Below are 25326 nucleotides of genomic sequence, written 5' to 3'. Positions count from 1 at the left end.
GGCTGGCGTGTTGCCATTGTTGTCATCCCCCTCGAGCATCTAATTTGCCGCGCTCCTTCAGAGGGTCAGTCTTGTCCTGTTGCATCGTTATCATCACCCTCGAGCAGCTGGTATTTGCGCAGCATGCCCCTGAACTGGTGGTAGCTCAGGGTCAGCAATTGGGCGGCTTTGCGCTGATTATACTGGGATTGCTGCATCGCTTGCTTGAGTAAATTAATCTCGTATTCCGCGACCGCCCCTTTGAGATCCAGTGGCAGGCTCATGGGGGGATGCAGATTGTACCTCGCTCGGGCAACTCTTGCGCAGGTTGCCTGGCACGGGGGCGCCAGGGGGAGTCGAAGGGGTTGATCACCAGCTCCGAGAGCGGTAACTGCGGATTGCCCTGACGGTAGAGGCTGCGCTCCACCACGTTCTTGAGCTCCCGCACGTTGCCGGGCCAGGGGTAATCTTGCAGCAACTGGGTCGCCTTGCGGGAGAAGCCGGCAAACAGCGGATACCCCAGCTCCCGGGTCATGCCGTGGGCGAAGTGCTCCGCCAGCATCAATATGTCTTCTCGCCGCTCCCGCAGCGGGGGCAGGGTGATGACATCGAAGGCCAGCCGGTCCAGCAGATCGTGACGAAACTGTCCCCGGGCCGCCAACTGCGGCAGATCCTCGTTGGTGGCGCACACCAGGCGCACATCCACCTTGAGTGCCTTGGCGCCGCCCACCCGCTCGAATTCACCGTACTCTATAACCCGCAGCAGCTTCTCCTGCACCCGGGCGCTGGTGGTGGCCAGCTCGTCGAGGAACAGGGTGCCGCCATCGGCCCGCTCGAAGCGACCCTGATGACGCTTGGCGGCGCCGGTGAAGGATCCCGCCTCGTGGCCGAACAGCTCGGTTTCCAGCAGGCTCTCGCTCAAGGTGGCGCAGTTGATGGTGACAAAGCTTTGATCCCAGCGATCCGAGAGATAATGTAGGCGGTGGGCAATGAGCTCCTTGCCGGTCCCCCGCTCGCCGATGATCAGCACGGGTTTGCGCAGGGGGGCGAGTCGCGAGGCCTGCTCGATGATCTCTAGAAACGCGTTGGACTCACCCAACAGACTTTCCGTGGCCGTGGTCATCCTGATCCCTGTTCGTTGAAAAATCTGGTTAATCTTACCAAAAGTTGGTTATTTTAATCATCTCTTGTTCCGGGCATCTTGAAACTCATGGAGAGTGCCCATATAAATCAACAAGTTAATTATTGTTCCAGATTGGCACACAAGTTGCCATTGTCAATGGAGAAACAACCCAATGCCCATCACAGGAGTACAACCATGAGTATTTTTTCCCGCCTGGCCGACATCATCAATTCCAATCTGACGTCCCTGCTCGACAAGGCCGAGGATCCCCAGAAGATGGTGCGCCTGATCATCCAGGAGATGGAAGATGAACTGGTGAAGGAGCGCTCCAACCTGGCCCGCTTCCTCGCCAACCAGAAAGAGATTGGCCGTCAGGTCAGCCGCCATCAGGAGCGGGTGAACGAATGGCAGGCCAAGGCCGAACTGGCCCTGACCAAGGGGCGCGAGGATCTGGCCCGTGCCGCCCTCATCGAGAAGAACAAGCAGAGCGAGCTTGCCGAGGCGCTCTATCGCGAGCAGCAGGCGGTGGACAGCGGCATCGACAAGCTGGGTGACGAGATCCGCCAGCTGGAAGCCAAGCTCGAAGACGCCCGTGCCCGCCAGAAGGCGATGGCCATTCGCAGCGAGGCCGCCAGCAGCCGTTTGAACGTGCAGAGCCAGGTGGCCCGTGGCGACAGCCAGGCCGTGGTCAGCAAGTTCGAGCGCATGGAGCGCCGCATCGACGAGATGGAGGCCCGCGCCGATCTCGGCCAGTCCGACAAGGCGCTCGCCCAGCAGTTTGCCGAGCTGGAAGCGGACGATCAGATCAGCCGCGAGCTCGAGGCCATGCGCCAGAAGCTCGGCCAGAGCGACACCGCCTCGAAAGGAGAGTGATGAATGGAAGACATTCTTGGGATATTGGCGACGCCACTCATCGTCTTCATGGTCATAGTGGCCCCCATCTGGCTGGTGCTGCACTATCGCGCCAAGGGCCGGATCGGTGCGGGTCTCGCCGACAATGAGCGGGAGCAGTTGCAGGGCCTGCTGGTCCGAGCCGAGAAGATGCAGGAGAGAGTAGGGGCACTGGAATCCATTCTGGATGCCGAGGTCCCCGGTTGGAGGAACAAGGTATGAGCGCCTCGAATAACTCTCGCAATCTCTACCGGGATCCCCAGAAGGGCAAGATAGCCGGCGTCTGCGCCGGTCTTGCCGACTACTTCGGGGTGGAGACCTGGATAGTGCGGCTGCTGGCCATCACAGGCCTCATCTTCGCCGGTTTCATCACCTTCACCGCCTACATAGCCGCCTGGTTCCTGCTCGACAAGAAGCCGGTCACCCTCTACGGGGAGCAGGAGGCGGATTTTGCCGAGGTGCGCATGAAGGCGCGCAGCTGGCAGGCGGGGGTCACCCCCCATCAGGCGCTCGGCCGCATCGCCCAGGAGCTCGACACGCTCGAGCCCAGACTGCAACGCATCGAGAAGCTGGTGACCTCCAAGGAGTTCACCCTGCAGCGCGAGTTCAGCAAGCTCTGAGTACCGCAAGGGCGCGGGGCCCTGGCCCCGGCCCTTATCCCCATGGTTCGGCTGTGACAGGAGAAAAAGACCCGCCTTGATACGCAACAAACTCGAACAGTCATGGTCTGTGCTGCAGCACAAGGCCTTTGAGGTGGTGAACAGGGCTCGGGATCGCCACATCCGGCTGGCGGTCACCGGCCTGTCCCGCAGCGGCAAGACCGCCTTCATCACGGCGTTGGTCAATCAGCTGGAGCACGCCGCCATCGACGGTCGCCTGCCCCTGTGGGATGCCCAGCGCCAGGGGCGGATCCTCGGCGCCCGCCGGGTTCCCCAGCAAAATGCCCACATTCCCACCTTCCCCTACGAGCGCGGCCTCGATGCCCTGTTTGGCGATCCCCCTGCCTGGCCCGAGCCGACACGTGGGGTGGCTGAGGTGCGCCTGGAAATTCGCTACCGCACCCGCCACCCCTTGCGTCGGCACCTGGGGGAGATCTCCACCCTCTATGTGGATCTGGTGGACTACCCCGGCGAGTGGTTGCTGGACTTGCCGCTGCTGGATCTGAGCTACGAGCAGTGGAGCGAGCAGGTGGCAAGCCAGTTGCGTCGCCCCGAGCTGCAGGCCCTGGCCGCCGACTGGCTGACCCCCGGCTGGCAGGCCGAGCAAGCCTTCGAGGAGCGGCCGGCGAGCCAGCTGGCGGCGCGTTACACCGATTATCTGCACGCCTGCAAGCGCGAGCTGGGGCTGCACCTTATCCAGCCGGGCCGTTTCGTACTGCCGGGGGAGTATGCCGGGGCGCCGCTGCTGCAATTCGTGCCCTGGGTCTGGGACAAACCCGCCCAGGAGCCCGCCGATGGCAGCCTCTACGCCACCTTCAAGCAGCGCTTCGAGCAGTACAAGCAGCACCTGGTGCAGGGCTTCTACGAGCAGCACTTCGCCGGCTTCGATCGCCAGATAGTGCTGGTGGACTGCTTGGCGCCCCTCAACGCCGGGGCCGCCAGCTTTGGCGACATGCAGCAGGCCATCGCCCGCATCATGGAGAGCTTCGCCTATGGCAAGAGCAACTGGTGGCGCCGCCTGTTCTCCCCACGCATCGACAAGCTGTTGTTCGTGGCGAGCAAGGCCGATCACGTCACCCCGGAGCAGCATGGGCCCCTGGTCTCCCTGCTCCAGCATCTGGTGAGCAGCGGCCGGGGCCAGGCCCGCTTCGAGGGGATAGAGACCGAATGCCTGGCGCTGGCCGCCATCAAGGCCACCGAGGTGGGCAAGGGGCAGGCCAATGGCCGCGAGTTCCCGGCCATCCGTGGCACCAGCCTGGCAGGGGAGCCGCTCTTGCTGTTTCCCGGGGAGGTGCCACCCCAGATACCGCCTGCCCAATGGTGGCAAAGCCAAGGTTTTGATTTTCAGGCATTTCGCCCCATGCCCATGAGCGCCCATCAGGCGCTGCCCCATATCCGGCTGGACGCGGCACTGGAGTTCTTGCTCGGGGATCACCTCGAATAACCGGCGCCGCACCAAGGAGCAGAGAACAAGATGAACGATCAGACAACACAGACGATGCCGCTGCAAGGCAAGGTGATCCTGGAGCCGACCCTGTCGGTGGCGAGCGAGGCGCCGCCCCCGGCCCCGGCCCAGCGGCTGGAAGAAGAGAGCTTCGAGCGACTCGAGGAGCTCGATGAGTTCACCGAGGTGGCCCCGGCCCTGACGGTGCGGCCCCGTCGCCGCCATCGCCTGCTGGGTTGGGGGCTGGGGGCGGTCGGCCTGCTCTCCCTGGGCCAGTTTGGCGCCTTCCTCTACGACCAGTTTCTCACCACCCCGCTCTGGGGCGGTGCCTGGCTGCTGGCTTCTGGCCTGGTGGCGGTGGGCACGGCTGGCGTGGTCGGGCGTGAGTGGCTGCGGCTGCGCACCCTCAAGCGGCGCCAGGATGTGCGCTCCCGGGCCGAAGATCTGCTCGCCCATCAGGGGGTGGGGCAGGGGCAGGCATTTTGCGAGGCCCTGGCCGAAAAGAGTGGCGACAAGGGGCGGGAGGGGTATCAGACCTGGCTCGGCCAGCTCGACGAGAGCCACAGCGATCGGGAGGTGCTGACCCTCTACAGCCAGCTGGTGCTTGGCGAGCGGGACAAGCTAGCCCAGGCCCGGGTCGCCAAATGGTCGGGGGAGGCCGCCGTGCTGGTGGCCCTGAGCCCGCTCGCCACCGTCGACATGATGCTGATGTTGTGGCGCAACCTGCGGATGATAGAGGATATCGCCGATGTCTACGCCATCGAGCTTGGCTACTGGAGCCGCATTCGCCTCATCCGCCAGGTGTTTCGCAACATGCTCTATGCCGGTGCCACCGAGCTGGTGACAGAGGTGGGCATGGATCTGCTGGGGGCCGAGCTCACCGCCAAGCTCTCCGCCCGCGCCGCGCAAGGGGTGGGGGCCGGCCTGCTCACCGCCCGCCTGGGGCTGCGCACCATAGAGGCGTGCCGCCCGCTGCCCTGGTGTGCGGACGAGAAACCCAGGCTAGGTGAGCTGCGCAAACGGCTTGTCGGCCAGCTGGCGGGCTATCTTCGCAAGTCATAGGGGCCATTCAAGGGCGGTGATCTCCCTGCCTGAGCCATCCCCCGGGCGGCTTGCCTCAACCACGGCAGCGCCCCGGGAAAGCATATCGAGATGTCACAAATTATTTACATATGTGGCAGTCAGCCGACCTCGGGGTCGGCTGCTTTTTTGATGGGCAAGCCGTTACAGTGATCCTGAAGAGCAACGACAAGGGGCCTTTAGGGGCCGAAGATGGCAGGGATCATGGCAAGCCGCTACACAGCACACCAACCGGACGATCAGGGTTGCATCCACTACTCGGAGGAAGAGCAGGGGACCTGGCAGATCCTGATCGCGCGCCAGCTCGCGGCGCTCGAGGGCAAGGCCTGCGACGCATACCTGGCGGGGCTGGATAGGCTGGCACTGCCCCGGGATCGTATCCCGCAACTGGGGGAGATCAACGCCGCCCTGACCCCCACCACCGGCTGGTCGGTGGCCGCCGTGCCCGCGCTCATCTCCTTCGATCGTTTCTTTGCCCTGCTGGCGGATCGCCAGTTTCCGGTGGCTACCTTCATCCGCCGCCGGGACGAGCTCGACTATCTGCAAGAGCCCGACATCTTCCACGAGATCTTCGGCCACTGCGCCATGCTGACCAATCCCGCCTTCGCCCACTTCACCCACCTCTATGGCCAGCTCGGGCTGAACGCCAGCAAGGAGGAGCGGGTCTATCTGGCGCGGCTCTACTGGTTCACCGTGGAGTTTGGTCTCCTGCAGGAGGGGGAGGGGCTGCGCATCTACGGGGGCGGCATCCTCTCCTCCATCGGCGAGACCGCCTATGCCCTTTCCGGCAAGCCGGTGCTGCAACCCTTCGATCTGCTGGAGGTGCTGCGCACCCCTTATCGCATCGACATCATGCAGCCCGTCTATTTCGTGCTGCCGAGCCTGGATTGCCTCTACCGCCTGGGGCCGCAGCAGATCATGGCGGCGGTGGCCGAGGCCCGTCGCCTCGGCCTGCGTCCGCCCCGCTTTGCCCCGGCCTCTGGCCGGCAGGCGAGCTAACCCCGTTTCCAACCCATTCCATTGATGAAAGGAGTCCCGAATGTCTGAACTGGCAAACCAGCGGTGCGAAGCGTGCCGCGCCGATGCCCCCAGGGTGAGCGAGCAGGAGCTGAGCGAGCTGATGCACGCCATCCCCGACTGGCAGCCCCTGGTGGTGAACGGCGAGCTGCAACTGAGGCGAGAATTTGCCTTTCGCAACTTCAAGGAGGCGCTGGCCTTCACCAACCGGTTGGGCGAGCTGGCGGAGGCCGAGTTCCATCACCCGGCGATCTTGCTCGAGTGGGGCAAGGTGACAGTGAGCTGGTGGACCCACAAGATAGGTGGATTGCATCGCAACGACTTCATCATGGCGGCACGCACCGACGAGTTGATGAAGTAACCGCGGCTTGACGCGGAGAAACAGGGCCTGCCCGGTGAAAACGGGGCAGGCCCGCATTTTTATGGGGGAGCGCTCGCACTGGCGGGATCGAGTCTGTATCATCCGGCTATTCAGAATGTTAGCTAGGAAGTGTGTGCCGAATGCGTCTTGAAGTCAGCTGTGAAGACCGTCTGGGCCTGACCCGGGAACTGCTCGACCGACTGGTGGAGCACAACATCGATCTGCGCGGCATCGAAATCGATACCTCAGGCATCATCTATCTCAATTTCCCCGAGCTGGAATTTCGCGATTTCCAGCATCTGATGCCGGAAATTCGCCGCATTCCCGGCGTCTATGACGTCAAGACCATCCCCTATATGCCCTCCGAGCGGGAGCATCACGAGATAGAGGCCCTGCTCAAGGCGCTGCCGGATCTGGTCTTCTCCCTCGACAGCAAGGGGCGGGTGACCCAGGCCAACCAGGCCGCCCTCACCACGCTGGCGCTGCCACCGGAAGAGGTGCGCGGGGTGGCGCTCGCATCCCTGGTCAAGGGCTTCTCCTTCGCCCGCTGGCTGGAGGCGAGCGAGATCAAGCCCCAGACCTGCAAACTCAGCCTCGGCGGCGAGGAGTACCTCGGCGATCTGATGCCGCTGTTCGTGGCCGAGGAGAAGGGCAAACAGGCCCTGGCCGGCGCCGTGGTGGTGCTCAAATCCGCCCGCCGGGTCGGCATGCACTTCAGCGCGCTGCACGCGGTGGAAGTCGGGGGCTTCGAGCACCTGCAGGCCGAGAGCCAGAAGATGAAGGAGGTGCTGGCTCAGGCCGCCAAGCTCGCGATGCAGGATGCCCCCTTGCTCATCGTGGGGGAGACCGGCACCGGCAAGGAGTTGCTGGCCCGCGCCTGCCACGGCGCCAGCCTGAGATCCAGCCATCCCTTCATGGCGCTCAACTGCGCCGCCATGCCGGACAACGTGGCCGAGAGCGAGCTGTTTGGCTACGCCCCCGGCGCCTTTGGCAACAACACCGAAGGCAAGCGCGGCGTGCTGGAGCTGGCGAGCGGCGGCACCCTGATGCTGGACGAGATAGGCGACATGTCTCCCCATCTGCAGACCAAGTTCCTGCGGGTGCTGCAAGACGGCGTCTTCCGCCGGGTCGGGGACGAGCAGGAGGTGAGGGTCAACGTGCGCTTTATCTGTACCACCCAGAAGCAGTTGCTGGATCTGGTGCACGAAGGCAAGTTCCGCGAAGATCTCTACTACCGCCTCAACGTGCTGAGTCTGGCGCTGCCCCCCCTGCGCGAGCGCAAGGCGGACATCATGGCCCTGGCACAGCAGTTCGTCTCCCGCTTCGCGAGCGAGTTGCAGCGCCCACGCCCGCGCTTTACCCGCAACATGGCCGAGTACCTGACCGCCTACCGCTGGCCCGGCAACGTGCGCCAGCTGCGCAACTGCCTCTACCGGGCCATGACGTTGCTGGAAGGGGACGAAATAGGCCCCGAGCACGTGGACCTGCCGGTGGCGGCCGACGCCATGCCCCTTATCGACGAGTGGTTCGAGGGGGGGCTCGACGAGGCGGTGAAGCGCTTCGAGAGCCGGCTGCTGGAGCGGCTCTACCCGGCCTTCCCCTCTACCCGGCAACTGGCCAAGCGGCTCGGCGTGTCGCACACCGCCATCGCCAACAAGCTGCGAGAATACGGTATCAGCAAGAAGTAATCCGCGCCTTGATGCCTCACCACCAAAGAGCCCGTCGCCAGACGGGCTCTTTGGTTTTCTTTATACGGCTCTGAGCAATGATGGCGGGGTGAGCCTTGTCAGGCCATCACTCAGCCAACTTACTATCAGCGTCTATATATCCGAACCGCAGTGCCATAGCAGCGGTGTTGTCAAGGCGGTCAGTTTCTGATCATGCTTGTTACGCTTTCCCCCGTATCCTGGCGTGTCTGGTGCCCGTGCTGGTTGCACTCGGGCTGCTGCTGCCCCGTGCGGGTTGGCGGAAACGGCCGGCGTGAGAGCCGCGGCGACGGCGGTCAGGGAGCCGTGCTCGATATCATGAGCTACACCCGCTGGCCCACCGAGCCTGCGGTGCTGCGCATGTGCGTGGCGGCGCCGACCGAATATGCCGGCGCGCTTTTTACCATCAACCGTCAAGCCAATGGCCGCCCGGTACAGGTCCATCGCTACGAGGCGAACGATCCGGCTATCAGCAGTAACTGCGATGTGCTCTATCTGGGGGTGCTCGACGAGCCGACCCGGATTGCGCTGTTTGCCCGCCTGCAGGGACACCCAGTGCTCAGCATCAGCGAATACAACCACGACTGCACCAGCAGTTCGGTGTTCTGCCTGCAGACCGCTCAGGACAAGAGCGGATACGTTTTAAAGTTAATCTGGATGCCCTGGCCCTAAGCGGTGTGAAGGTGCACCCGGCCGTGCTCAAGCTGGCCCATGCCGACAAGGAGGGCCCATGAGACGACACGCCAGCGTGGCTCCCGCCGTCTGACCCTGCGTCAGAGCCTGGGGCGAACCCATCTGGTGGCGGCCATCACCGCCGTCAGCGTGGCGGGACTCTTTTGACCTGGTGGCCCTGCTGGTGGTGCGGTTGTACGCCGACCACAACCTGGAACTGGTGGCTCGCGCCATCAGCTACAGCGCCGAGCGGCGGTGGTGTTCCACGATGAGGAGGCGGCGAGCGAGGCGCTGCTAGCGGCATCGTTGCCCATGAAGAGGTGGCCGAGGCCACCATCTTTCTGAACAATGGCCAGCTGCTTGCCAGCTGGGTGCGCCCCAGAAGCAACCCGCTGGTGACGCTCTTGAGGACTATCTGGCCCAACTGCTGATGCCGGGGCCGGTCAAACTCCCCATGTTGCGAGGGGGTGAGCAGATCGCCACCATCGAGCTGCGCGGCCATGGCGAATACCTGTTGCTGTTCCTGCTCTCGGTGGTGCTGGCGATGGTGGTCTGCCTGGTGCTGAGCGCCATGGGGCACTCTATGTGGCCGACCGGATGCAGTTCTCCATCACCGCACCGCTGCGCAAACTGGCAAGGTGGCCCACTCGGTGCGCCGTCAGCGCACCCTGGGGATGCGGGTGCCCGACCGGCCGATATCGTCGAGATCAACGAGCTGGGGGATGACTTCAACTCCCTGCTCGACGAGCTGCAAGCCTGGCAGGCCCAGCAGGCCCGCGAAAATGCCAGCCTGCTCCATCAGGCGACTCACGATGCCCTGACCGGACTGCCCAATCGCGCCCTGTTTGAAGCGCGGCTCGGTCAGGCGATCATGCCTCGGCGAGCAGGGGAGGGATTCGCCTTGCTCTACCTCGATTGTGATCGCTTCAAGCAAATTAATGACACCTGGGGCATAACGCCGGTGACGAGGTGCTGATCGCGCTCTCAAGACGGGTGCAGCATCAGCTGCGTCCGGATGATCTGGTGTTTCGCCTCGGTGGTGACGAGTTTGCGGTGCTGGTTGGCCCCCTTGTCCAGCGGGCATGAGGTGGAAGATGTGATTGGCCGCATCCAGCAGGCGATGGCAGACCCCGTGGCGCTGCGTGATGGTCGTCAGCTGGGGGTCGGCATCAGCGTCGGCTCCGCCCTCTACCCCGAGCAGGGGGAGACGGCGGATACCTTGTTGCAGGCTGCCGACGGCGCCATGTATGAATCCAAACGACAACGCAGGGAGGGACACAGAGACAACCAGACAACCACGTGAAATTGATATGGAAAATAATGAAAGGACAAGAATGATGACGTTTTTCAACCTGATGAGAGCAGGTCTGTTCGCACTCTTGCTCGGTGGGCTGGCGGCTTGCCAGAGCGCTCCCCAGGGCCTCACGCAGGCGCAGATCGCCGCACTCAAGGAGCAGGGGTTTCACCTGACCGACGAGGGCTGGACCCTGGATATCTCCAACAAGGTGCTCTTTGCCAACAACGTGGGGGTCCTCAATCCCGACACCCGCCAGGTGGTGGAAGCCTTGGGCAGGGCCCTGATTGAGGTGGGGCTGAACCGGGCCCGGGTGGACGGTCACACCGACTCCAACGGCGAGGCGGCTACAACCAGCAGCTCTCCCTGAAGCGGGCCCAGTCGGTGGCCGAGGTGCTGGTCTCGGTCGGCATGAAGCCAGCCAATCTGGAGATCCATGGCCGTGGCGAGACCATGCCGCTGGCGGATAACAAGACCAGCCGCCGGCCGGGCCGCCAACCGCCGGGTTGCCATCGTCATAGACAACGGCTGATCTGCCCAGCCCGGCGTCAGCGCCCTGATCCCGCCACCGGGATCCTTCCTCTGGCCTGACCGCGTGTGTGCCACCACTCTCCCGCCGGAGAGTGGCTCTCTTCCTGCCACGCCTCCTGCATTATCTCGCTTTACATCTGCTCTCGCGCCCAGGCAGAGGGGGGAGATGACGTCCTCTCAATGCCCCTGACTTGATCCAGCACAACACAAGGCTTAACTGATATTCGTTATCATTTGCATTATTTCCAGACGGTAACCTGCCAGTGATGACGCCACAGTTCACCCCGACCATGACGGGGCTCGCCACCCCGGATCCCCTGAAGTTCGCCTTTGGCGCCAAGACCTCGGCCCATGCCAGCCGGGGCGGCGCAGGCCCCCTGACGCTGGACGACGCCGGCTGGCAAGCCTGGTGGCAGCGACCGAGCGAGGCCCAGGAGCGGGCGCTCTATATCCATGTTCCCTTCTGCCGCAAGCGCTGCAGCTTCTGCAACTTCTTCGAAAATGGCGCCAACCCGGCGCGCATGAGGCGTTATATGGCGGCCCTGTGTGACAGTCTGCACCGGGCCGCCGACTCTCCCTTTGGCCAGAGTCACCCCTTCTCGGCCGTCTATGTGGGGGGCGGCACCCCCACCGACATGGCGGCGGACGATCTGGCGCGCCTCGCCGAGGCTATCCGCCGTTTTCCGCTGATGGCCGATGCGGAAGTGACCCTGGAGGGGCGGCTCAACGGCTTTGATGATGAGAAGTGGCAGACGGCCCTGGCGGGGGGCTTCAACCGCTTCTCGTTCGGGGTGCAGAGCTTCAACACAGAGGTGCGCCAGCAGGCGGCCCGTTTCGACGACAGGGAGACACTGCTCGCCCGGTTGGAGGAGCTGACCCGGGATGACGCTGCCGTCATAGTGGCGGATCTCATCTTCGGCCTGCCGGGGCAGGATGAGGCCCTGTGGCGCCAGGACATCGCGGATGTGATGACCAGCGGCGTGCACGGGGTGGATCTCTACCAGCTCATCCCCATGCAGGGCACCAATCTGGATCGGGCGCAGGAGAAGGGCCGGCTCGGCTGGTCCGCCGATGGTCAGCAGCGGGCGACCATGTATGCCTATGGCGCCCGCATCCTGGAGCAGGGGGGCTGGCAACGGCTCTCCTGCAGCCACTGGCGGCGAAGCGAGGCCGAGCAGAGCCGCTACAACCAGATGGCCAAGCGCGGCGCCGAGATCCTCCCCTTCGGTGCGGGGGCGGGGGGCAGCATTCATGGCCACGGCCTCATGTATGGCCGGGATCTAGGGGCCTGGCACCAGGCGCTGGCGGCCGGTCAGCGTGCCCCCGGCATGGTGATGAGGCCCAATCCCAACGGGCCCATGGACGGCCTGCTGCGCGGTGGCCTCGATACCGGCTGGCTTGCCCTCGGGCGCTTGCCATCCCCCTTGCGGGCGCATCTGTTGCCGCTCTTTGAGCGCTGGCAGCAGCATGGCCTGGCCGAGCTGACCGGGGAGACACTGGCGCTGACCCTGGCGGGGCGCTTCTGGAACGTCAATCTGCAGGCAGGTTTGTTCGAATATCTGCAGTCAAATCCCCTGGGAGGGGAGGCGGCAACCCCAGCCGCTCATCCGGGCGGGGCCCGGCATCATTCACCGGTGTAGCGGGCAGGGGCAAGACTAAGGAGGGAACGAAAGGGGGGCCGCTTGATGGCCCCCCTTTCGTTATTGGTTGTGCACTTCCTCCACCCGCACCCGCAGCTCCCCCTCTGCGAGCATGGTGACCAGTTGCTGGCCCGGGCTCACCTGGGCGGCGCGGCTTATCACCTCGCCACTTGGCGTGCGGGTGATGGAGTAACCCCGCCCCAGGGTGGCCAGCGGGCTTATCCCGTCGAGCCGGGCACTCAGCATGGCGAGGCGGTGGGCGGCCATATCCTGGCGCTTGCTCATCAGGCTATGGAGCCGCTCCTCGGCCAGCTGGTGGCGGCGCTTGCCGGCGGCCAGCAGCGTTGAAGGGCTCCTGGCCTGCAGCCGCAGCTCGAGGTTCGCGAGGCGCCGCTCCCCCTGATGCAGGCGCAGATTGAGCAGTTGCTGCAGGCGGCCGGACAGCTCGTCCAGACGCTGGGACTGCTGCTCCAGCCGGCGCTTGGGATCCTGATGGTCGAGCCGCTTTTGCAGCAGCGCGAAGCCATGGCGGGCGTCGGTCTGGCGCCGGGAGATGGCCTGTACCAGACGCTGCTTGAGGTGCACCAGGCGCTGGGCGCGGGCGCTTCTGTCCGGTGCCACCAGCTCGGCGGCGGCGGAGGGGGTGGGGGCGCGCAAGTCGGCGGCGAAGTCGCTGATGGTGACGTCCACCTCGTGGCCCACAGCGCTCACCACCGGAATGGCGGAGTTGGCGATGGCGCGGGCCACCGCCTCCTCGTTGAAGCACCAGAGATCTTCAAGGGAGCCGCCGCCGCGACCGACGATGAGCACATCCACCTCGGCGCGGCGGTTGGCAAGAGTGATGGCCGCGACTATCTGGGAGATGGCGGCGCTGCCCTGCACCTGGGTTGGGTAGATGAAGACAGGCAGATCCGGCGCCCGGCGCTCAAGCACCGTCAGCATGTCGTGCAGGGCGGCGCCGGTGGCCGAGGTGACCAGCCCCACGGCGCGGGGCTCACGAGGCAACGGGCGCTTGCGGCCCTCGTCGAACAGCCCTTCGGCGCCGAGGCGGCGCTTGAGCTCCTCGAAGCGCAGGGCCAGCATGCCGTCCCCGGCGGGCTGCATCGATTCGATGATGAGCTGGTAGTCGCCGCGGGGCTCATAGAGGGAGACCCGCGCCTGCACCAGTACCTGCATGCCATCTTGCGGTCGGAACGGCACCCGGCGGTTGTTGCCCTTGAACATGGCGCAGCGCACCTGGGCCGAGATGTCTTTCAAGGAGAAATACCAGTGGCCCGAGCTTGGCATCGCCAGGTTGGAGAGCTCCCCCGTCAGCCACACCAGCCCCAGATCCTGCTCCAGTATCATGCGCACGGCGCTGTTGAGGCGGGTGACGGTGAAGATCTGTTGTTGCCTGCTCTGGCTGGATTCGTCGAGGTGGTTCAAGGCTGGCCCTGCTGCTGTGTCCGCCGGAGCGGGGAGAAAACGATGGGGCACATCTTAACGCAGTTCGGGGCGAACGCCGAGCGGCGCTGGCCCTGTCGGGTTCAGCGTGCGTCCGGATCCTGGCAGGCTGCGCCCGGGACTGAACGGCCGGGGGCTGGCCTGGCTGGTCACCACCAGCCAGACCGAGAGGCAGACGACCAGCGCCCCCGCCACGAAACCGCCGGTGAAGGTCTCGCCCAGCACCAGCGCGCCCCACAAGATGCCAAAGGGCGGGATCAGGAAGGTGACCGTCAGGGAGCGCAGGGGCCCGATATCGGCGATCAGCCTGAAGTAGATCAGATAGGCGAGGGCGGTGCAGATGAAGCCGACCGCCAGCACGCTGGCCCAGGCGGTCGGGGAGGGCCCAGTCGACCGCGGGGCCGGCCGCCAGCTGGTAAGCGAAAAGGGCAGCAGGAACAGGCTGGCACCCAGCTGGCTGCCAAAGGCCACCAGCTTGGCATCGAGCCCGCCGCGATGGGTGATCCAGCTGCGGGTGAGGAAAGCCGGCGCAGCCATAGCAGGCGGTGGCGATGAGGCAGGCCAGCACGCCGGTGACGAGATTGCCGGTCAGGCTCACCTCTCCCGTGGTGGTGATGAGGGCTATGCCCATCAGCCCCAGCATGACGCCGCTCCACTTGCGCAAGGTCAGCGTCTCGTTGAAGAAGGAGAAGCCGATGAGGGCCCCCATCAGCGGCGTGGTGGCGTTCAGGATGGCCGAGTAGCCGGCGGGCAGCCAGAGAGCGGCGATGGCGTACATCAGGAAGGGCACGCCCGAGTTGATGATGCCGAGCACCATGATGGATTTGAGCTTGCCCTGGAACTGCATGGGGGTGCGCAGCAGCAACAGCATGGCGGCGAGCCCGACCAGGGCGAAGAAGACCCGCAGGAAGGTGGTGTTGACGGCGCCAAACGCCGGGGCGGCGATGCGCATGAACAGGAAGCTGGCGCCCCAGATGGCGGCCAGCAGAAGCAGGCGCCCATAATCGGCAGGTTTCATGGTGTCGTCCTTGAGGTGATGGTGGCCAATATTGGCGCTGCATCGGCATGATGCCGACAAGGTGCCTGTGCTGGCAACTGCCTGGATGGCAGCAGGGCATCCATGCCCTGGCGTGCCGGCTTGTGGGTGACGGGAGCGTTACGGCTCCGGCTGGCTCACGAAGGCAATCTTGTGCAGGCCGTGTTGGGAGGCCTGGGCCATCACCCTGGCGATGATGCCGTACTCCACCTTGCGATCGATGCGCAGCTGGATCGGGCAGCTCCCCCTTGGTTTCGCCAGCCTCTCCATCTTGGCGAGCAGGGTCGGCTTCGTCGACCTCCTGGTCGTTCCAGTAGATCTTGCCGGCGCCATCGATGGCGAGGTTGATGTCCTGCTTGTCTGGCTGGGTTGATGGACTGGCTGCTGGCCTCGGGCAGCTCGATCTTGACCGCGTTGGTGAGCAGGGGGGCCGTGATCATGAAGACGATGAGCAGCACCAGCATGACATCTATCATGGGGATCATGTTGATCTCGGAGAGGGGTTGATCGTCCCCCTCGTCCGACAGTTTGCCAAATGCCATCAGCCGCGCCCCTGTCTGGTTTCCCGCTCGACCAGCGGGGTGACGTTGTTGGTGGCGACCTGCTCGAAGCCGGTCACCAGCAGGGTAAACAGGTCGTGGCCAAACTCCTCCAGCGCCGCGAGCCTGAGGCGATTGCGCCGCACGAAGAAGTTGTAGATGAGCACGGCCGGCAGGGCGACCGCGAGGCCGAAGCCGGTCATGATCAGCGCCTCGCCCACGGGGCCGGCGACCTTGTCCAGACTGCTCTGACCGGCGGCGCCGATAGCCAGCAGGGCGTGGTAGATGCCCCAGACGGTGCCGAACAGCCCGATGAAGGGGGCTGCCGAACCCACCGAGGCGAGGAAGGCCAGCCCCTGTTCCAGCCGCACCCGCTCCTGGGCGATGGCCCGGCGCATGGCGCGCAGCAGATATTCATCCGGCGAGCCCAGCTTGCAGCTGACTGCACGCTCCTCAGCCCGGTTCAGCTGGGCCACGGCCGCCAGCGCGGCGCCGGTCAGCCGGCCATAGGCCTCCTGCGGTGGCAGGTGGGCCAGCTGGCGCTCCATCTCCTGCACGCTGTCATGCTGCCAGAAATCGGCGATGAAGCGGGCGTTGAGGCGTTGTGTCCGCTGCGCGAGATAGCCCTTGAGCAGGGCGTAGTAGCAGGTACCAAGGGACATCAATACCAGCAGGATGAAGGGGATCAGCCCCACACCGCTGTTCTGGCTGAGCAGGTGGGCGATGCCCATGCCGTTGCTTGCGATTTCAGGATCCATGTTCAAGCCCTTAATTTGAAAATGATGGTGACTTTTGCCGAGGCCTCGACGGCCACGTTGTTCTGTTTGGCAGGAATGAATTTCCAGCGGCTGACGGTCTTGCGGGCCGTCATGTCCAGCCGCCGATAGCCGCTGCTCTTGTCCACCTCCACCGAGGCGGCGGTGCCCTCGGCCGTCACCCGCACATTGAGGATGACGCGCCCCTCTTCTCCCCGTCTGCGTGATTCCGGGGGGTAGGGGGGCTCGGGGTTGTTCAATCTGGCGTCCCGGGCGATGGGGGCGCTGCTGCCCCCGCCTGTCCCGCTCTGGCTCGTCTTGGTGGGGGCGCTGTTGCTGCCGCGACTCAAGGAATTGGCCGCGGTCAGCGGTGCGGCTGGGGCCGCCGGTGCCGTCACCGGCTGGGCCTTGGCGACAGGTTTGGCCACGGGCGCTGGCGGTGCCTTGGGCACCGGCCTGGGGGCGGGTCTCCTGACCACCGGCTTGGACTGCTTCTGCTTAACGGGCGTGGGCGGCTTGACGACCTTCGGCTGGGCCGGGGTGGGCGCTGGCGCCACCGGTCTGCCCGGCGCGTCATGCTGGTTCGACTCCCCGGCCCAGCGGGCAGAGAGGGTAATGGGTTCGGGCGGCGTGACGGAGGCGGGGCGGCTGCCTTGCATCAGCCACAGGAGGGCGAGGTGCAAGACAAGGGCGACGCTCAGGCAGGCAAGGTGAACCGGACCCAATCCCTGCTGGTTGCGGCCGTGAGTCGGCCTCATTGCGCAGGCATTCACCAGTCTGCCTCCTTGCTGGTCGTCATATTCGTACTCAAATGCCCATGGAATTGGCCCCGGATCCGGGCCTTGGCGCCCAGCATGCGCCATCGGATAGCCTGCAAACAAGAAACATTATCAATCGCGTTTTAATCGCAACCCTCAGTAAACAGGCGGTGCCGGACCCTGACAGGGGCGCGATAAAGAGGTGGGATTCTAGTGGCAGGCGCCGGGCTTCACCCTGGCCCACGGCCTAAGCAAAAATGAAAGCGCTATCAATCACATATGCATTATTTGCGGGGCGATTCAGGTCACATTTCATACGTATCTGCCATGAGTCGGCCAGTGCACGCCCTAGACTGGCGTGACTCATTCGAAGGCGGGACTGTAGCGGATGGGGAATGCCGGGGCACACCGGCGTCACACACAAAACAATGAAAATAAAGGACTATCAATGGCTAGATGGATACTCGCGGCCGGATTGTTGGGAACCCTGATCACGGCGCCCTGCGGGGCGGCGGCGGAGTGGTTCTTCCGGGGCACCGCGAATGGATGGGCGGCGACCGCCATGGTGTCGACCGATGGGCTCAACTTTGACACCTGTCAGTTCTTCCAGAGCGGGGACGCCAGCGGCGGCCCGCGCTTCAAGATCGACCGATACGGCAACTGGCAGCAGAGCTACCCAACCGCCGACTACGCGGTCACTGCCAACACCCACTATCAGATCCGCATTCATGCCGGCACCCAGGCCATCACCACCACGGCGGTGGCGAGTTGCGAGGCCTCGGGGTTTGCCAGGACGCTGCCGCAGCTTCAGGTGCGCGGTACCTTCAATGGCTGGGCCAGCCTGCCCATGACGCTGGTGGCCGACCACCTGTGGCAGGCCGAAGCCTACATGGATGGCAAGGCCAACCAGCGGCTCAAGTTCGATCAGGCGGGGGACTGGGCCATCAACTTCGGCGACAGCAACGCCGATGGTGTGCTGGAGCGCAGCGGCGGCGACATCCTCTGGAGCGGCACCGGAACGGTGCGCTTCCAGGTCAATGACGAGACCCAGGCCTACAGCATCACGCCGCTCGGGGACGACAATCAGCCCCCCATAGCTGTCATCACCCCGGGCGGCACCCTGAATGTCGCTGTGGGGGATGCGCTCACCTTGAGCGGCAGCGACTCCACGGATCCCGATGGCCAGATTGCCAGCTATCTCTGGAGCAGCGGCGAAACCACGGAGAGCATCAGCGTCAACACGGCTCAGGCGGGCACCTTCACCTATGGCCTGACGGTCACCGACGATCAGGGGGCCAAGAGCAGCAGCAGCGTGAGCCTGGTGGTGGCCGCCCCCCAGACCGGCGGCAGCTGGTATTTCCGCGGTACTCCCAACAACTGGGGCCTGACCGCCATGATCAGCGAGGACGGAGTGACCTTCTGTACCGAGCAGGCCTTTGGCGGCAGCAACCCCCGCTTCAAGATTGATCGCAAGGGGGACTGGACCGAAGCCTATCCGGCCCAGGACTACAAGGTGAGTGCCAACACCAGTTACCGCATCTGCTTCGATAGCCAGGACAAGACGCTGGAGGCGGCACCTCTGGCCGGCGCCGACAATCAGGCGCCCACTGTGACCGCCACCCCGGCCCCGGGCAGCTATGCAGAGGCGCAGTCCATTACCCTGGGGGTGAGCGACGATAACGACAGCGCCCCCAGGGTCCATTTCACCACGGACGGCAGCCAGCCCACCACGGCGTCCCCCCGCTACGCCGGCCAGGCCATTGTCGCCAGCGACAAGGGCAGCGGCACCGATCTGGTGATCAAGACATTGAGTGTCGATGGGACCGGCAATCAAGGGGAGCAGAGCTTCAGCTATCAGATTGGCGAGAGCCCGGTGGCGGGGGGCGATTTTCGTGGTGAGAGCATCTATTTCCTGCTGACCGCCCGCTTCTACGATGGGGACGGGAACAACAACTACCATAACCGGGATCGCTACAAGGCGGGGGATCCCCACTGGCGTGGCGACTTCAAGGGGCTCATCGAGAAGCTCGACTACATCAAGGATCTCGGCTTCACCGCCATCTGGGTGACGCCGCCGGTGGAGAACCGCTCCGGCCTCGACTATCACGGCTATCACGCCTACGACTTCTATCGGGTCGATCCCCGGCTGGAGTCGCCGGGGGCGGGCTACCGGGAGTTCATCCAGGCCGCCCACGCCAAGGGGATCAAGGTGATACAGGATGTGGTGATCAACCACTCCAGCCAGTACGGCCTGCGTGGCAAGACCTGGATCGATCGCCTGCCGGTCAAGTACTACGTGCCGGCAGGATCCAGCCAGGGGCTCATCAACAACGGGCCCTATCAGGGCAACCTCGGGGACTACGCCAGCGCCAACCGCTGTGACGATGACAACCCCGCCGCCCCCGACTGGTACAAGGCCCGCTGCCAGTCCGATCCGGCCGGCACCCAGCCCCTGATCGATCCCAAGACAGGGGCCAACGTGCCGAGCGCAGGCTACAACCCCAACCGCTTCTTCGGCATCGATGCCCAGACCCTGGATCCCAGCTGGTATCACCTGGACGGTTTCATGTCCGGCGGCGACTGGGAAAACCCGCTCGCCCTGCAGCGCAAGCACATGGCGGGGGACTGCATCGATCTCGCCACCGGTAACCAGAACGTCAAGGATTACCTCAACGGCGCCATTCGTCAGTACCTCGACATGGGGGTGGATGCCATCCGCATCGATACCCTCAAGCACATAGAGCGGGACGAACTGCTGACCTATGTGCACGATTGGCAGGCCCACAAGCCGGGGCTGTTCGTGTTTGGCGAGAACCTGGTCAAGGGCACCGGCTGGGGATCCGAGCTGGCCAACGACAACGCCTCCGCGGTGATCCGCCCCTGGTGGTACACCCGCACCACGGCGAACCCGGCCAACCCTCGCGCTGGCGGTGATTCGGGTCTCTCGGTGCTGGACTTCTCCCTCTTCTCCACCTTCCGTGACAACGTCACCAAGGGGAGCTTTGGCGGAGTGGGGGGGATCTTCGCCATGGACTGGGTCTATGGGGATGCCACCAAGCTCATCACCTTCTTCCAGAACCACGACGTGGGGCCGGACAATGACTTCAAGTACCGCTACGGTGGGGAAGAGGGCAATGCGGCCATGACCTATAACCTGCTCTGGACCGCCCGCGGCATCCCGACCCTCTACTACGGGGAGGAGGTGATGTTCCAGGCCGGCAAGCCGCAAGACATCGACGGGGCCACCATGACGGTGGATCAGACCGGCCGTGCCTACTTTGGGGACGTGCTGGACAACCCGGCCACCCCGAGCCACCCGCTTTATCAGCACATCAAGCGCCTGAACCAGATCCGCAAGGCGGTGCCCGCCCTGCAGAAGGCGCCCATGAGCCAGGTGAACGAGTGGGGGAGCGGCATCAGCTTCGTGCGAGATCTCGGCGCCGAGGGGAGCTACGCAGCCGTGGGCCTTGCTGCCAACTCGGCCCAGCAGATAAGCCTGAGCGGCCTGAAAAACGGCACCTACACGGATGCGGTTACCGGTACCACGGTCAGCGTCAGCAACGGCAGCCTGAGCTTCCAGGTGCCCGCCTACTCGGCCCGGGTCTGGGTGCTGAACGGCCCCGGCAAGGTGGGAGCCGACGGCAAATACCTCAAATAAGGGGCGCCTGTAATGGTGTGCAGCGAGTCGGCCTTGGGGCCGACTTTTTTATGGCGCCGAGGCATGAAGCGGGGGATGAGGGCCGGCGCATCCCACCCAGGTCGCGCCGGGTGAGGCAAGCGCAGGGCCCTAAATTGCACATCTTTGGTGCGCTTGCCCTGATATGGTGCATTTTCTTGTTGTTTGCCCTTGACCCAATCCCGCAGAAACATGTCAGACAGCCCCATGGCGCCCTCCTGATGTGCATCTTCCATGCTGTAAAGTGAGATTTTATCGGCATGATCAACCGAATAAACGGGTTTATTAGGAAGGACCACGACACGTTTTGTGGTTAATTGGGTAAACATGCTGATCCGGCATGGGGGCTGATCCCTGGATTGGTATGATCCATCTGTTTTTTGATGGTTATGCGGAATTTAAATTCGATTTTTTATGGTATCTCGGACTCTTGTTTTGATTGGCGCTCTTTTTGCTGTGACTTGTCAGGCCCATGATGGCTATGTCAGGGGCAGGGGGCCGCAAGGTCGGGGGCTGGTGCCAGCAGGCTGAATGCACCGCCGCCATCCGTGCCGGAACGGCCTGGTTTTCGGGCAAGGGACGCCACAATCAATTCGTGTCAAGGAGTCATATGGAAGGTGAAATGACCATGCAGCCGGCGGCTGTGGGCAGAGGGTTGGCCCACACCCTCAAGGACGACGTCTACGGCATGATCCTCGGGGTCATGTTCATCGCGGTCGGCCTCAACCTGCTCAAGTGCTCCGGCATGATCACCGGCGGCATAGCGGGCATAGCCCTGCTGCTCGCCCACGTCAGCAGCCTGCCCATAGGGGTGCTCTTCTTCCTGGCCAACCTGCCTTTTCTGGTGTTCAGCTACTTCACCATGGGGCGGGGCTTCATGCTCAAGACGCTGGTGGTCAATGTGGCGCTCTCGGCCGCCACCCAGGGGGTGCCGCTGCTCTTGACGGTGAGCTACATCCACCCGCTGTTTGCCGCCCTGGTGGGGGGCACCTTCCTCGGCATGGGGGTGCTCTCCCTCGCTCGCCACAACGCCTCCGTAGGGGGCATAGGCGTGGTGACGCTCTGGCTGCAAAGGCGCACCGGCATCAACGCAGGCAAGAGCCAGATGCTGCTCGATGTGCTGGTGTTTGCGCTCTCCCTGCTCACCTTGCCGCTCTCTCTGCTGCTCTGGTCCACCTTGAGCGCGCTCGCCATGAACGCCATGCTGATGAACTGGCACAAACCCGGTCGTTATCAGGGGGGCTGAGTGGCGGCCCTGAGGGGGAGGGGAATTGTTAAAAAGTGACCCGAGGGGCGCCTGGCGGGCATTTGGCTGCCAACGGCAAAAAAGATCATCTTGTTGCGAAAAAAGGCATGGTTACGCCTGAATTTATTGGTTTTTTGCCCCGTTGGCGGCGTTAAACCGGGCTAAACCATAAAAAATTCAAAAAACTTCTTTACCAGTGACCAATGCATGAGTAAAATTTGTCGGCAATATTTTACACCCCCACTCCTCAACGGTGAGATATTGCCATGCTCAGGATTGCCAAAGAAGCGCTGACCTTCGACGATGTACTGTTGGTTCCAGCACACTCCACTGTTCTTCCGAATACCGCCGACCTGCGTACCAAGCTCACGTCTGCTATCTCCCTGAATATCCCGATGATTTCCGCTGCCATGGACACAGTGACCGAAGCCCGTCTGGCTATCGCACTGGCCCAGGAAGGCGGTATCGGCTTCATTCACAAGAACATGTCCATCGAGCAGCAGGCTGCCGAAGTGCGCAAGGTCAAGAAGTACGAGAGCGGCGTGGTCTCCGACCCCGTCACCGTACGCCCTGACATGACCATTGCCCAGGTCAAGGAGCTGAGCCACAAGAACGGTTTCGCCGGTTACCCAGTGGTCACTGACGGCAACCAGCTTGTCGGCATCATCACCGGCCGTGATGTGCGCTTCGTGATCGATCTCTCCCAGACCGTTGAACAGATCATGACCCAGAAGGATCGTCTGGTCACCGTGCGTGAAGGGGCCCCTCGCGAAGAGGTGGTTGCCCTGATGCAGAAGCACCGTATCGAGAAGGTGCTGGTGGTGAACGCCGACTTCAAATTGAAGGGCATGATCACCGTCAAAGACTTCCAGAAAGCCGAGCGCAAGCCGAACGCCTGTAAAGACGAGCGCGGTCGTCTGCGGGTCGGTGCCGCCGTCGGTGCCGGTGCAGGCAACGAAGAGCGCGTCGCCGCCCTGGTGGAAGCCGGTGTGGACGTGCTGCTGATTGACTCCTCCCATGGCCACTCCCAGGGCGTGCTGGATCGCATCAAGGCGACCCGCGACGCCTATCCTGAGCTGCAAATCATAGGTGGCAACGTGGCCACCGCCGCCGGTGCCCTGGCGCTGGTCGCTGCCGGCGTCAATGCCGTCAAGGTCGGCATAGGCCCTGGCTCCATCTGCACAACCCGCATCGTGACCGGTGTTGGCGTGCCCCAGATCACCGCCATCTCCGACGCCGTTGACGCCCTGGAAGGCACCGGCGTGCCGGTGATTGCCGATGGCGGCATCCGCTTCTCCGGCGACGTGGCCAAGGCCATAGCCGCGGGCGCAAGCTGCGTCATGGTGGGCTCCATGTTTGCCGGTACCGAAGAGGCGCCGGGCGAAATCGAGCTCTATCAGGGCCGCTCCTTCAAGTCCTACCGCGGCATGGGCTCCCTCGGCGCCATGTCCAAGGGCTCCAGCGATCGCTACTTCCAGACCGACAACGCCGCCGACAAGCTGGTGCCGGAAGGTATCGAAGGGCGCGTGCCGTACAAGGGCCGCCTCAAGGAGATCATTCACCAGCAGATGGGCGGCCTGCGCTCCTCCATGGGCTTGACCGGCTGCGCCACCATAGACGACATGCGCACCAAGGCCGAGTTCGTGCGCATCTCGGGCGCCGGGATGAAAGAGTCCCACGTCCATGATGTGACCATCACCAAAGAAGCCCCCAACTACCGGATGGGCTGATAAAACGGGGCTCTGGCCCCGTTTCTTTAACACGTTTTTATCCCCACGCTTTTTGTGATAAATCAGCCTGATGCAGGAATAAAATGACTAAAGACATTCACCAGCACCGCATCCTCATCCTGGATTTCGGTTCCCAGTACACCCAGCTTATCGCCCGTCGTGTCCGTGAAATCGGCGTCTACTGCGAGTTGTGGGCCTGGGACGTAACCGAAGAGCAGATCCGCGAATTCAATCCGAGCGGCATCATCCTCTCCGGCGGCCCGGAATCCGTGACCGAGGCGAGCAGCCCCCGTGCCCCCGAGTACGTCTTCAACGCTGGCGTGCCGGTGTTCGGCATCTGCTACGGCATGCAGACCATGGCCGAGCAACTGGGCGGCAAGGTGCAATCCTCCACCCTGCGTGAATTCGGTTATGCCCAGGTCGAAGTGCTGGGCCACTCCGGCAAGACCAGCGCCCTCTTGCGCAACATCGAAGACGCCATCGCAGAGAACGGCCACGCCCTGCTGGACGTCTGGATGAGCCACGGCGACAAGGTCACCGAGATCCCGGCCGGCTTCACCACCATAGCCCAGACCGCGACCTGCCCCCATGCGGCCATGGCCGATGAGGCCCGTCGCTTCTACGGCGTGCAGTTCCACCCGGAAGTGACCCACACCCGTCAGGGTGCCCGCATGCTGGAGCACTTCGTCAAGGAGATCTGTGGCTGCGAATGCCTCTGGACCCCGGCCACCATCATCGACGACGCCGTCGCCCGCATCCGCGAGCAGGTGGGTGACGATGAAGTGATCCTGGGCCTCTCCGGCGGCGTGGACTCCTCCGTGGTCGCCATGCTGGTGCACCGCGCCATCGGCGATCGCCTGACCTGCGTCTTCGTCGACAACGGCCTGCTGCGCCTGAACGAAGGCACCCAGGTCATGGAGATGTTTGGCGATCACTTCGGCCTCAAGATCGTCAAGGTCGATGCCGAAGAGCGCTTCCTCTCTGCCCTGGCAGGTGAAGACGAGCCGGAAGCCAAGCGCAAGATCATTGGCCGCGTCTTCGTAGAAGTGTTCGACGACGAAGCCAAGAAGCTGAAAAACGCCAAGTGGCTGGCGCAAGGCACCATCTACCCTGACGTCATCGAATCTGCCGCCAGCAAGACCGGCAAGGCCCACGTCATCAAGTCTCACCACAACGTCGGCGGCCTGCCGGAAGAGATGAAGATGGGTCTGGTGGAGCCGCTGCGCGAGCTGTTCAAGGACGAAGTGCGCCGCGTCGGTCTCGAACTCGGTCTGCCCTACGACATGCTCTACCGTCACCCCTTCCCGGGTCCGGGTCTGGGTGTGCGGGTGCTCGGCGAGGTGAAGAAAGAGTACTGCGATCTGCTGCGCAAGGCAGATGCCGTCTTTATCGAAGAGCTGCGCAAGGCCGACCTCTACAACCAGGTCAGCCAGGCGTTCGCCGTCTTCCTGCCGGTACGCTCCGTCGGCGTCATGGGCGATGGTCGCAAATATGACTGGGTCATTGCCCTGCGCGCCGTCGAGACCATCGACTTCATGACAGCCCACTGGGCTCACCTGCCGTACGACTTCCTCGGCCATGTGTCGAATCGCATCATCAACGAGATCAACGGCATCTCCCGCGTGGTGTACGACGTCTCCGGCAAGCCGCCCGCAACCATCGAATGGGAATAAGCGGCTAACGCCTCTTCACCCTTCAAGCATAAAAATGTAAAAGACGCCCTTGCGGCGTCTTTTCTTTTTCCAA

General features: G+C 63.8%; 21 protein-coding genes and 6 pseudogenes. 19 read left to right on the top strand and 8 right to left on the bottom strand.

What is annotated here, in order from left to right; all coding sequences use genetic code 11:
* Positions 1-65: 65 nt before the first annotated feature.
* Positions 66-1102, bottom strand: a pseudogene (gene pspF / locus ACF2JD_RS00135) (phage shock protein operon transcriptional activator).
* A 195-nt stretch (positions 1103-1297) separates the two neighbouring features.
* Between pspF and pspA the strand changes: the two are divergent.
* The 14 genes and pseudogenes from pspA to hutW all read left to right on the top strand — a co-directional run bounded on the left by pspA (position 1298) and on the right by hutW (position 12397).
* Positions 1298-1975: a phage shock protein PspA gene (gene pspA / locus ACF2JD_RS00130; protein WP_106886961.1), complete on the top strand. Its 678-nt coding sequence runs from the start codon at positions 1298-1300 to the stop codon at positions 1973-1975.
* A 3-nt stretch (positions 1976-1978) separates the two neighbouring features.
* Positions 1979-2215 (top strand): envelope stress response membrane protein PspB, encoded by a 237-nt coding sequence (pspB, locus tag ACF2JD_RS00125; protein ID WP_106886960.1) that lies wholly within the window; start codon positions 1979-1981, stop codon positions 2213-2215.
* A complete protein-coding gene (pspC, locus tag ACF2JD_RS00120) occupies positions 2212-2613 on the top strand; it encodes an envelope stress response membrane protein PspC (protein ID WP_106886959.1) in 402 nt (133 codons plus the stop codon). Before pspB ends, pspC begins: the two co-directional genes overlap by 4 nt.
* 76 nt (positions 2614-2689) lie before the next feature.
* Positions 2690-4096, top strand: coding sequence for a YcjX family protein (locus tag ACF2JD_RS00115; RefSeq protein WP_440986499.1), 1407 nt, complete (start codon positions 2690-2692; stop codon positions 4094-4096).
* A 30-nt stretch (positions 4097-4126) separates the two neighbouring features.
* Complete coding sequence (locus tag ACF2JD_RS00110; RefSeq protein WP_290028402.1) at positions 4127-5158, top strand: YcjF family protein; 1032 nt, start codon at positions 4127-4129, stop codon at positions 5156-5158.
* Between the two features lie 222 nt (positions 5159-5380).
* Positions 5381-6175 carry a phenylalanine 4-monooxygenase gene (phhA, locus tag ACF2JD_RS00105; protein ID WP_440986861.1) on the top strand — a complete coding sequence of 265 codons (795 nt, stop codon included), beginning with the start codon at positions 5381-5383 and terminating at the stop codon, positions 6173-6175.
* 40 nt (positions 6176-6215) lie between these two features.
* On the top strand, positions 6216-6554 hold the full coding sequence (locus tag ACF2JD_RS00100; RefSeq protein WP_106886956.1) for a 4a-hydroxytetrahydrobiopterin dehydratase: 339 nt from the start codon (positions 6216-6218) through the stop codon (positions 6552-6554).
* A 140-nt stretch (positions 6555-6694) separates the two neighbouring features.
* The gene (gene tyrR / locus ACF2JD_RS00095) at positions 6695-8242 is read left to right on the top strand and encodes a transcriptional regulator TyrR (RefSeq protein ID WP_440986498.1); all 1548 of its coding nucleotides are present in this window, start codon (positions 6695-6697) and stop codon (positions 8240-8242) included.
* 192 nt (positions 8243-8434) lie between these two features.
* Positions 8435-8994 (top strand): annotated as a pseudogene (locus tag ACF2JD_RS00090) (YfiR family protein).
* Positions 8972-9100: a hypothetical protein gene (locus tag ACF2JD_RS00085; protein ID WP_440986497.1), complete on the top strand. Its 129-nt coding sequence runs from the start codon at positions 8972-8974 to the stop codon at positions 9098-9100. The pseudogene ACF2JD_RS00090 and the gene ACF2JD_RS00085 overlap by 23 nt, the downstream one beginning before the upstream one ends.
* Before the next feature lie 262 nt (positions 9101-9362).
* Positions 9363-10018 (top strand): annotated as a pseudogene (locus tag ACF2JD_RS00080) (diguanylate cyclase domain-containing protein).
* Positions 10002-10235, top strand: coding sequence for a diguanylate cyclase domain-containing protein (locus ACF2JD_RS00075; protein ID WP_440986496.1), 234 nt, complete (start codon positions 10002-10004; stop codon positions 10233-10235). The pseudogene ACF2JD_RS00080 and the gene ACF2JD_RS00075 overlap by 17 nt, the downstream one beginning before the upstream one ends.
* 34 nt (positions 10236-10269) lie before the next feature.
* Positions 10270-10758 (top strand): annotated as a pseudogene (locus ACF2JD_RS00070) (OmpA family protein).
* A 265-nt stretch (positions 10759-11023) separates the two neighbouring features.
* Complete coding sequence (gene hutW / locus ACF2JD_RS00065) at positions 11024-12397, top strand: heme anaerobic degradation radical SAM methyltransferase ChuW/HutW (protein WP_440986495.1); 1374 nt, start codon at positions 11024-11026, stop codon at positions 12395-12397.
* A 60-nt stretch (positions 12398-12457) separates the two neighbouring features.
* On the opposite strand, the gene xseA is transcribed toward hutW, so the two are convergent.
* Both xseA and ACF2JD_RS00055 read right to left on the bottom strand, forming a co-directional pair.
* Entirely contained in the window at positions 12458-13822 is a 1365-nt protein-coding gene (gene xseA, locus ACF2JD_RS00060; RefSeq protein WP_440986494.1) for an exodeoxyribonuclease VII large subunit, read from the bottom strand.
* Positions 13823-13876: 54 nt separating this feature from the next.
* A complete protein-coding gene (locus ACF2JD_RS00055) occupies positions 13877-14377 on the bottom strand; it encodes an EamA family transporter (RefSeq protein WP_440986493.1) in 501 nt (166 codons plus the stop codon).
* A 14-nt stretch (positions 14378-14391) separates the two neighbouring features.
* Between ACF2JD_RS00055 and ACF2JD_RS00050 the strand changes: the two genes are divergently transcribed.
* Positions 14392-14583 (top strand): hypothetical protein, encoded by a 192-nt coding sequence (locus ACF2JD_RS00050; protein ID WP_440986492.1) that lies wholly within the window; start codon positions 14392-14394, stop codon positions 14581-14583.
* On the opposite strand, the pseudogene ACF2JD_RS00045 reads toward ACF2JD_RS00050, so the two are convergent.
* From ACF2JD_RS00045 to ACF2JD_RS00030, 4 genes and pseudogenes are all read right to left on the bottom strand, one after another.
* Positions 14511-14792, bottom strand: a pseudogene (locus ACF2JD_RS00045) (EamA family transporter); the annotation flags it as partial. The gene ACF2JD_RS00050 and the pseudogene ACF2JD_RS00045 overlap by 73 nt on opposite strands.
* A 204-nt stretch (positions 14793-14996) precedes the next feature.
* Positions 14997-15418 (bottom strand): annotated as a pseudogene (locus tag ACF2JD_RS00040) (ExbD/TolR family protein).
* Positions 15418-16173 (bottom strand): MotA/TolQ/ExbB proton channel family protein, encoded by a 756-nt coding sequence (locus tag ACF2JD_RS00035; RefSeq protein ID WP_440986491.1) that lies wholly within the window; start codon positions 16171-16173, stop codon positions 15418-15420. Before ACF2JD_RS00035 ends, ACF2JD_RS00040 begins: the two are co-directional and overlap by 1 nt.
* Before the next feature lie 2 nt (positions 16174-16175).
* On the bottom strand, positions 16176-16943 hold the full coding sequence (locus ACF2JD_RS00030; protein ID WP_440986490.1) for a TonB family protein: 768 nt from the start codon (positions 16941-16943) through the stop codon (positions 16176-16178).
* A 433-nt stretch (positions 16944-17376) separates the two neighbouring features.
* Here ACF2JD_RS00030 and ACF2JD_RS00025 point away from each other — a divergent pair, with 433 nt between their 5' ends.
* Positions 17377-20586 carry an alpha-amylase family glycosyl hydrolase gene (locus ACF2JD_RS00025; RefSeq protein WP_440986489.1) on the top strand — a complete coding sequence of 1070 codons (3210 nt, stop codon included), beginning with the start codon at positions 17377-17379 and terminating at the stop codon, positions 20584-20586.
* Here the strand turns inward: ACF2JD_RS00025 and ACF2JD_RS00020 are convergent.
* Positions 20517-20933, bottom strand: a complete 417-nt coding sequence (locus tag ACF2JD_RS00020) for a hypothetical protein (RefSeq protein ID WP_440986488.1) — start codon at positions 20931-20933, stop codon at positions 20517-20519. The genes ACF2JD_RS00025 and ACF2JD_RS00020 overlap by 70 nt on opposite strands.
* Positions 20934-21214: 281 nt before the next feature.
* Here ACF2JD_RS00020 and ACF2JD_RS00015 point away from each other — a divergent pair, with 281 nt between their 5' ends.
* From ACF2JD_RS00015 to guaA, 3 genes are all read left to right on the top strand, one after another.
* Complete coding sequence (locus ACF2JD_RS00015) at positions 21215-21850, top strand: YitT family protein (RefSeq protein ID WP_106886946.1); 636 nt, start codon at positions 21215-21217, stop codon at positions 21848-21850.
* Positions 21851-22116: 266 nt separating this feature from the next.
* Complete coding sequence (gene guaB, locus ACF2JD_RS00010) at positions 22117-23580, top strand: IMP dehydrogenase (protein WP_041205879.1); 1464 nt, start codon at positions 22117-22119, stop codon at positions 23578-23580.
* A gap of 83 nt (positions 23581-23663) precedes the next feature.
* Entirely contained in the window at positions 23664-25253 is a 1590-nt protein-coding gene (gene guaA, locus ACF2JD_RS00005) for a glutamine-hydrolyzing GMP synthase (RefSeq protein WP_440986487.1), read from the top strand.
* Positions 25254-25326: the final 73 nt, after the last annotated feature.

This window comes from Aeromonas ichthyocola (assembly GCF_046087985.1).
Taxonomy (GTDB): domain Bacteria; phylum Pseudomonadota; class Gammaproteobacteria; order Enterobacterales; family Aeromonadaceae; genus Aeromonas; species Aeromonas rivipollensis.
Note: the sequence above shows the minus strand (reverse complement) of the source record. Positions and strands in the feature narration are given on the sequence as shown.

Excerpts from the sequence above, each read along its gene's own strand:
- guaA (WP_440986487.1), top strand. The coding sequence starts at position 23,664 with ATGACTAAAGACATTCACCAGCACCGCATCCTCATCCTGGATTTCGGT.
- pspB (WP_106886960.1), top strand. The coding sequence starts at position 1,979 with ATGGAAGACATTCTTGGGATATTGGCGACGCCACTCATCGTCTTCATG.
- ACF2JD_RS00085 (WP_440986497.1), top strand. The coding sequence starts at position 8,972 with ATGCCGACAAGGAGGGCCCATGAGACGACACGCCAGCGTGGCTCCCGC.
- ACF2JD_RS00055 (WP_440986493.1), bottom strand. The coding sequence starts at position 14,377 with ATGGCTGCGCCGGCTTTCCTCACCCGCAGCTGGATCACCCATCGCGGC.
- ACF2JD_RS00110 (WP_290028402.1), top strand. The coding sequence starts at position 4,127 with ATGAACGATCAGACAACACAGACGATGCCGCTGCAAGGCAAGGTGATC.
- pspA (WP_106886961.1), top strand. The coding sequence starts at position 1,298 with ATGAGTATTTTTTCCCGCCTGGCCGACATCATCAATTCCAATCTGACG.
- ACF2JD_RS00020 (WP_440986488.1), bottom strand. The coding sequence starts at position 20,933 with ATGTTTACCCAATTAACCACAAAACGTGTCGTGGTCCTTCCTAATAAA.
- pspC (WP_106886959.1), top strand. The coding sequence starts at position 2,212 with ATGAGCGCCTCGAATAACTCTCGCAATCTCTACCGGGATCCCCAGAAG.
- guaB (WP_041205879.1), top strand. The coding sequence starts at position 22,117 with ATGCTCAGGATTGCCAAAGAAGCGCTGACCTTCGACGATGTACTGTTG.
- tyrR (WP_440986498.1), top strand. The coding sequence starts at position 6,695 with ATGCGTCTTGAAGTCAGCTGTGAAGACCGTCTGGGCCTGACCCGGGAA.
- ACF2JD_RS00025 (WP_440986489.1), top strand. The coding sequence starts at position 17,377 with ATGGCTAGATGGATACTCGCGGCCGGATTGTTGGGAACCCTGATCACG.
- ACF2JD_RS00015 (WP_106886946.1), top strand. The coding sequence starts at position 21,215 with ATGGAAGGTGAAATGACCATGCAGCCGGCGGCTGTGGGCAGAGGGTTG.
- phhA (WP_440986861.1), top strand. The coding sequence starts at position 5,381 with ATGGCAAGCCGCTACACAGCACACCAACCGGACGATCAGGGTTGCATC.
- hutW (WP_440986495.1), top strand. The coding sequence starts at position 11,024 with ATGACGCCACAGTTCACCCCGACCATGACGGGGCTCGCCACCCCGGAT.
- ACF2JD_RS00100 (WP_106886956.1), top strand. The coding sequence starts at position 6,216 with ATGTCTGAACTGGCAAACCAGCGGTGCGAAGCGTGCCGCGCCGATGCC.
- ACF2JD_RS00035 (WP_440986491.1), bottom strand. The coding sequence starts at position 16,173 with ATGGATCCTGAAATCGCAAGCAACGGCATGGGCATCGCCCACCTGCTC.
- ACF2JD_RS00050 (WP_440986492.1), top strand. The coding sequence starts at position 14,392 with ATGAGGCAGGCCAGCACGCCGGTGACGAGATTGCCGGTCAGGCTCACC.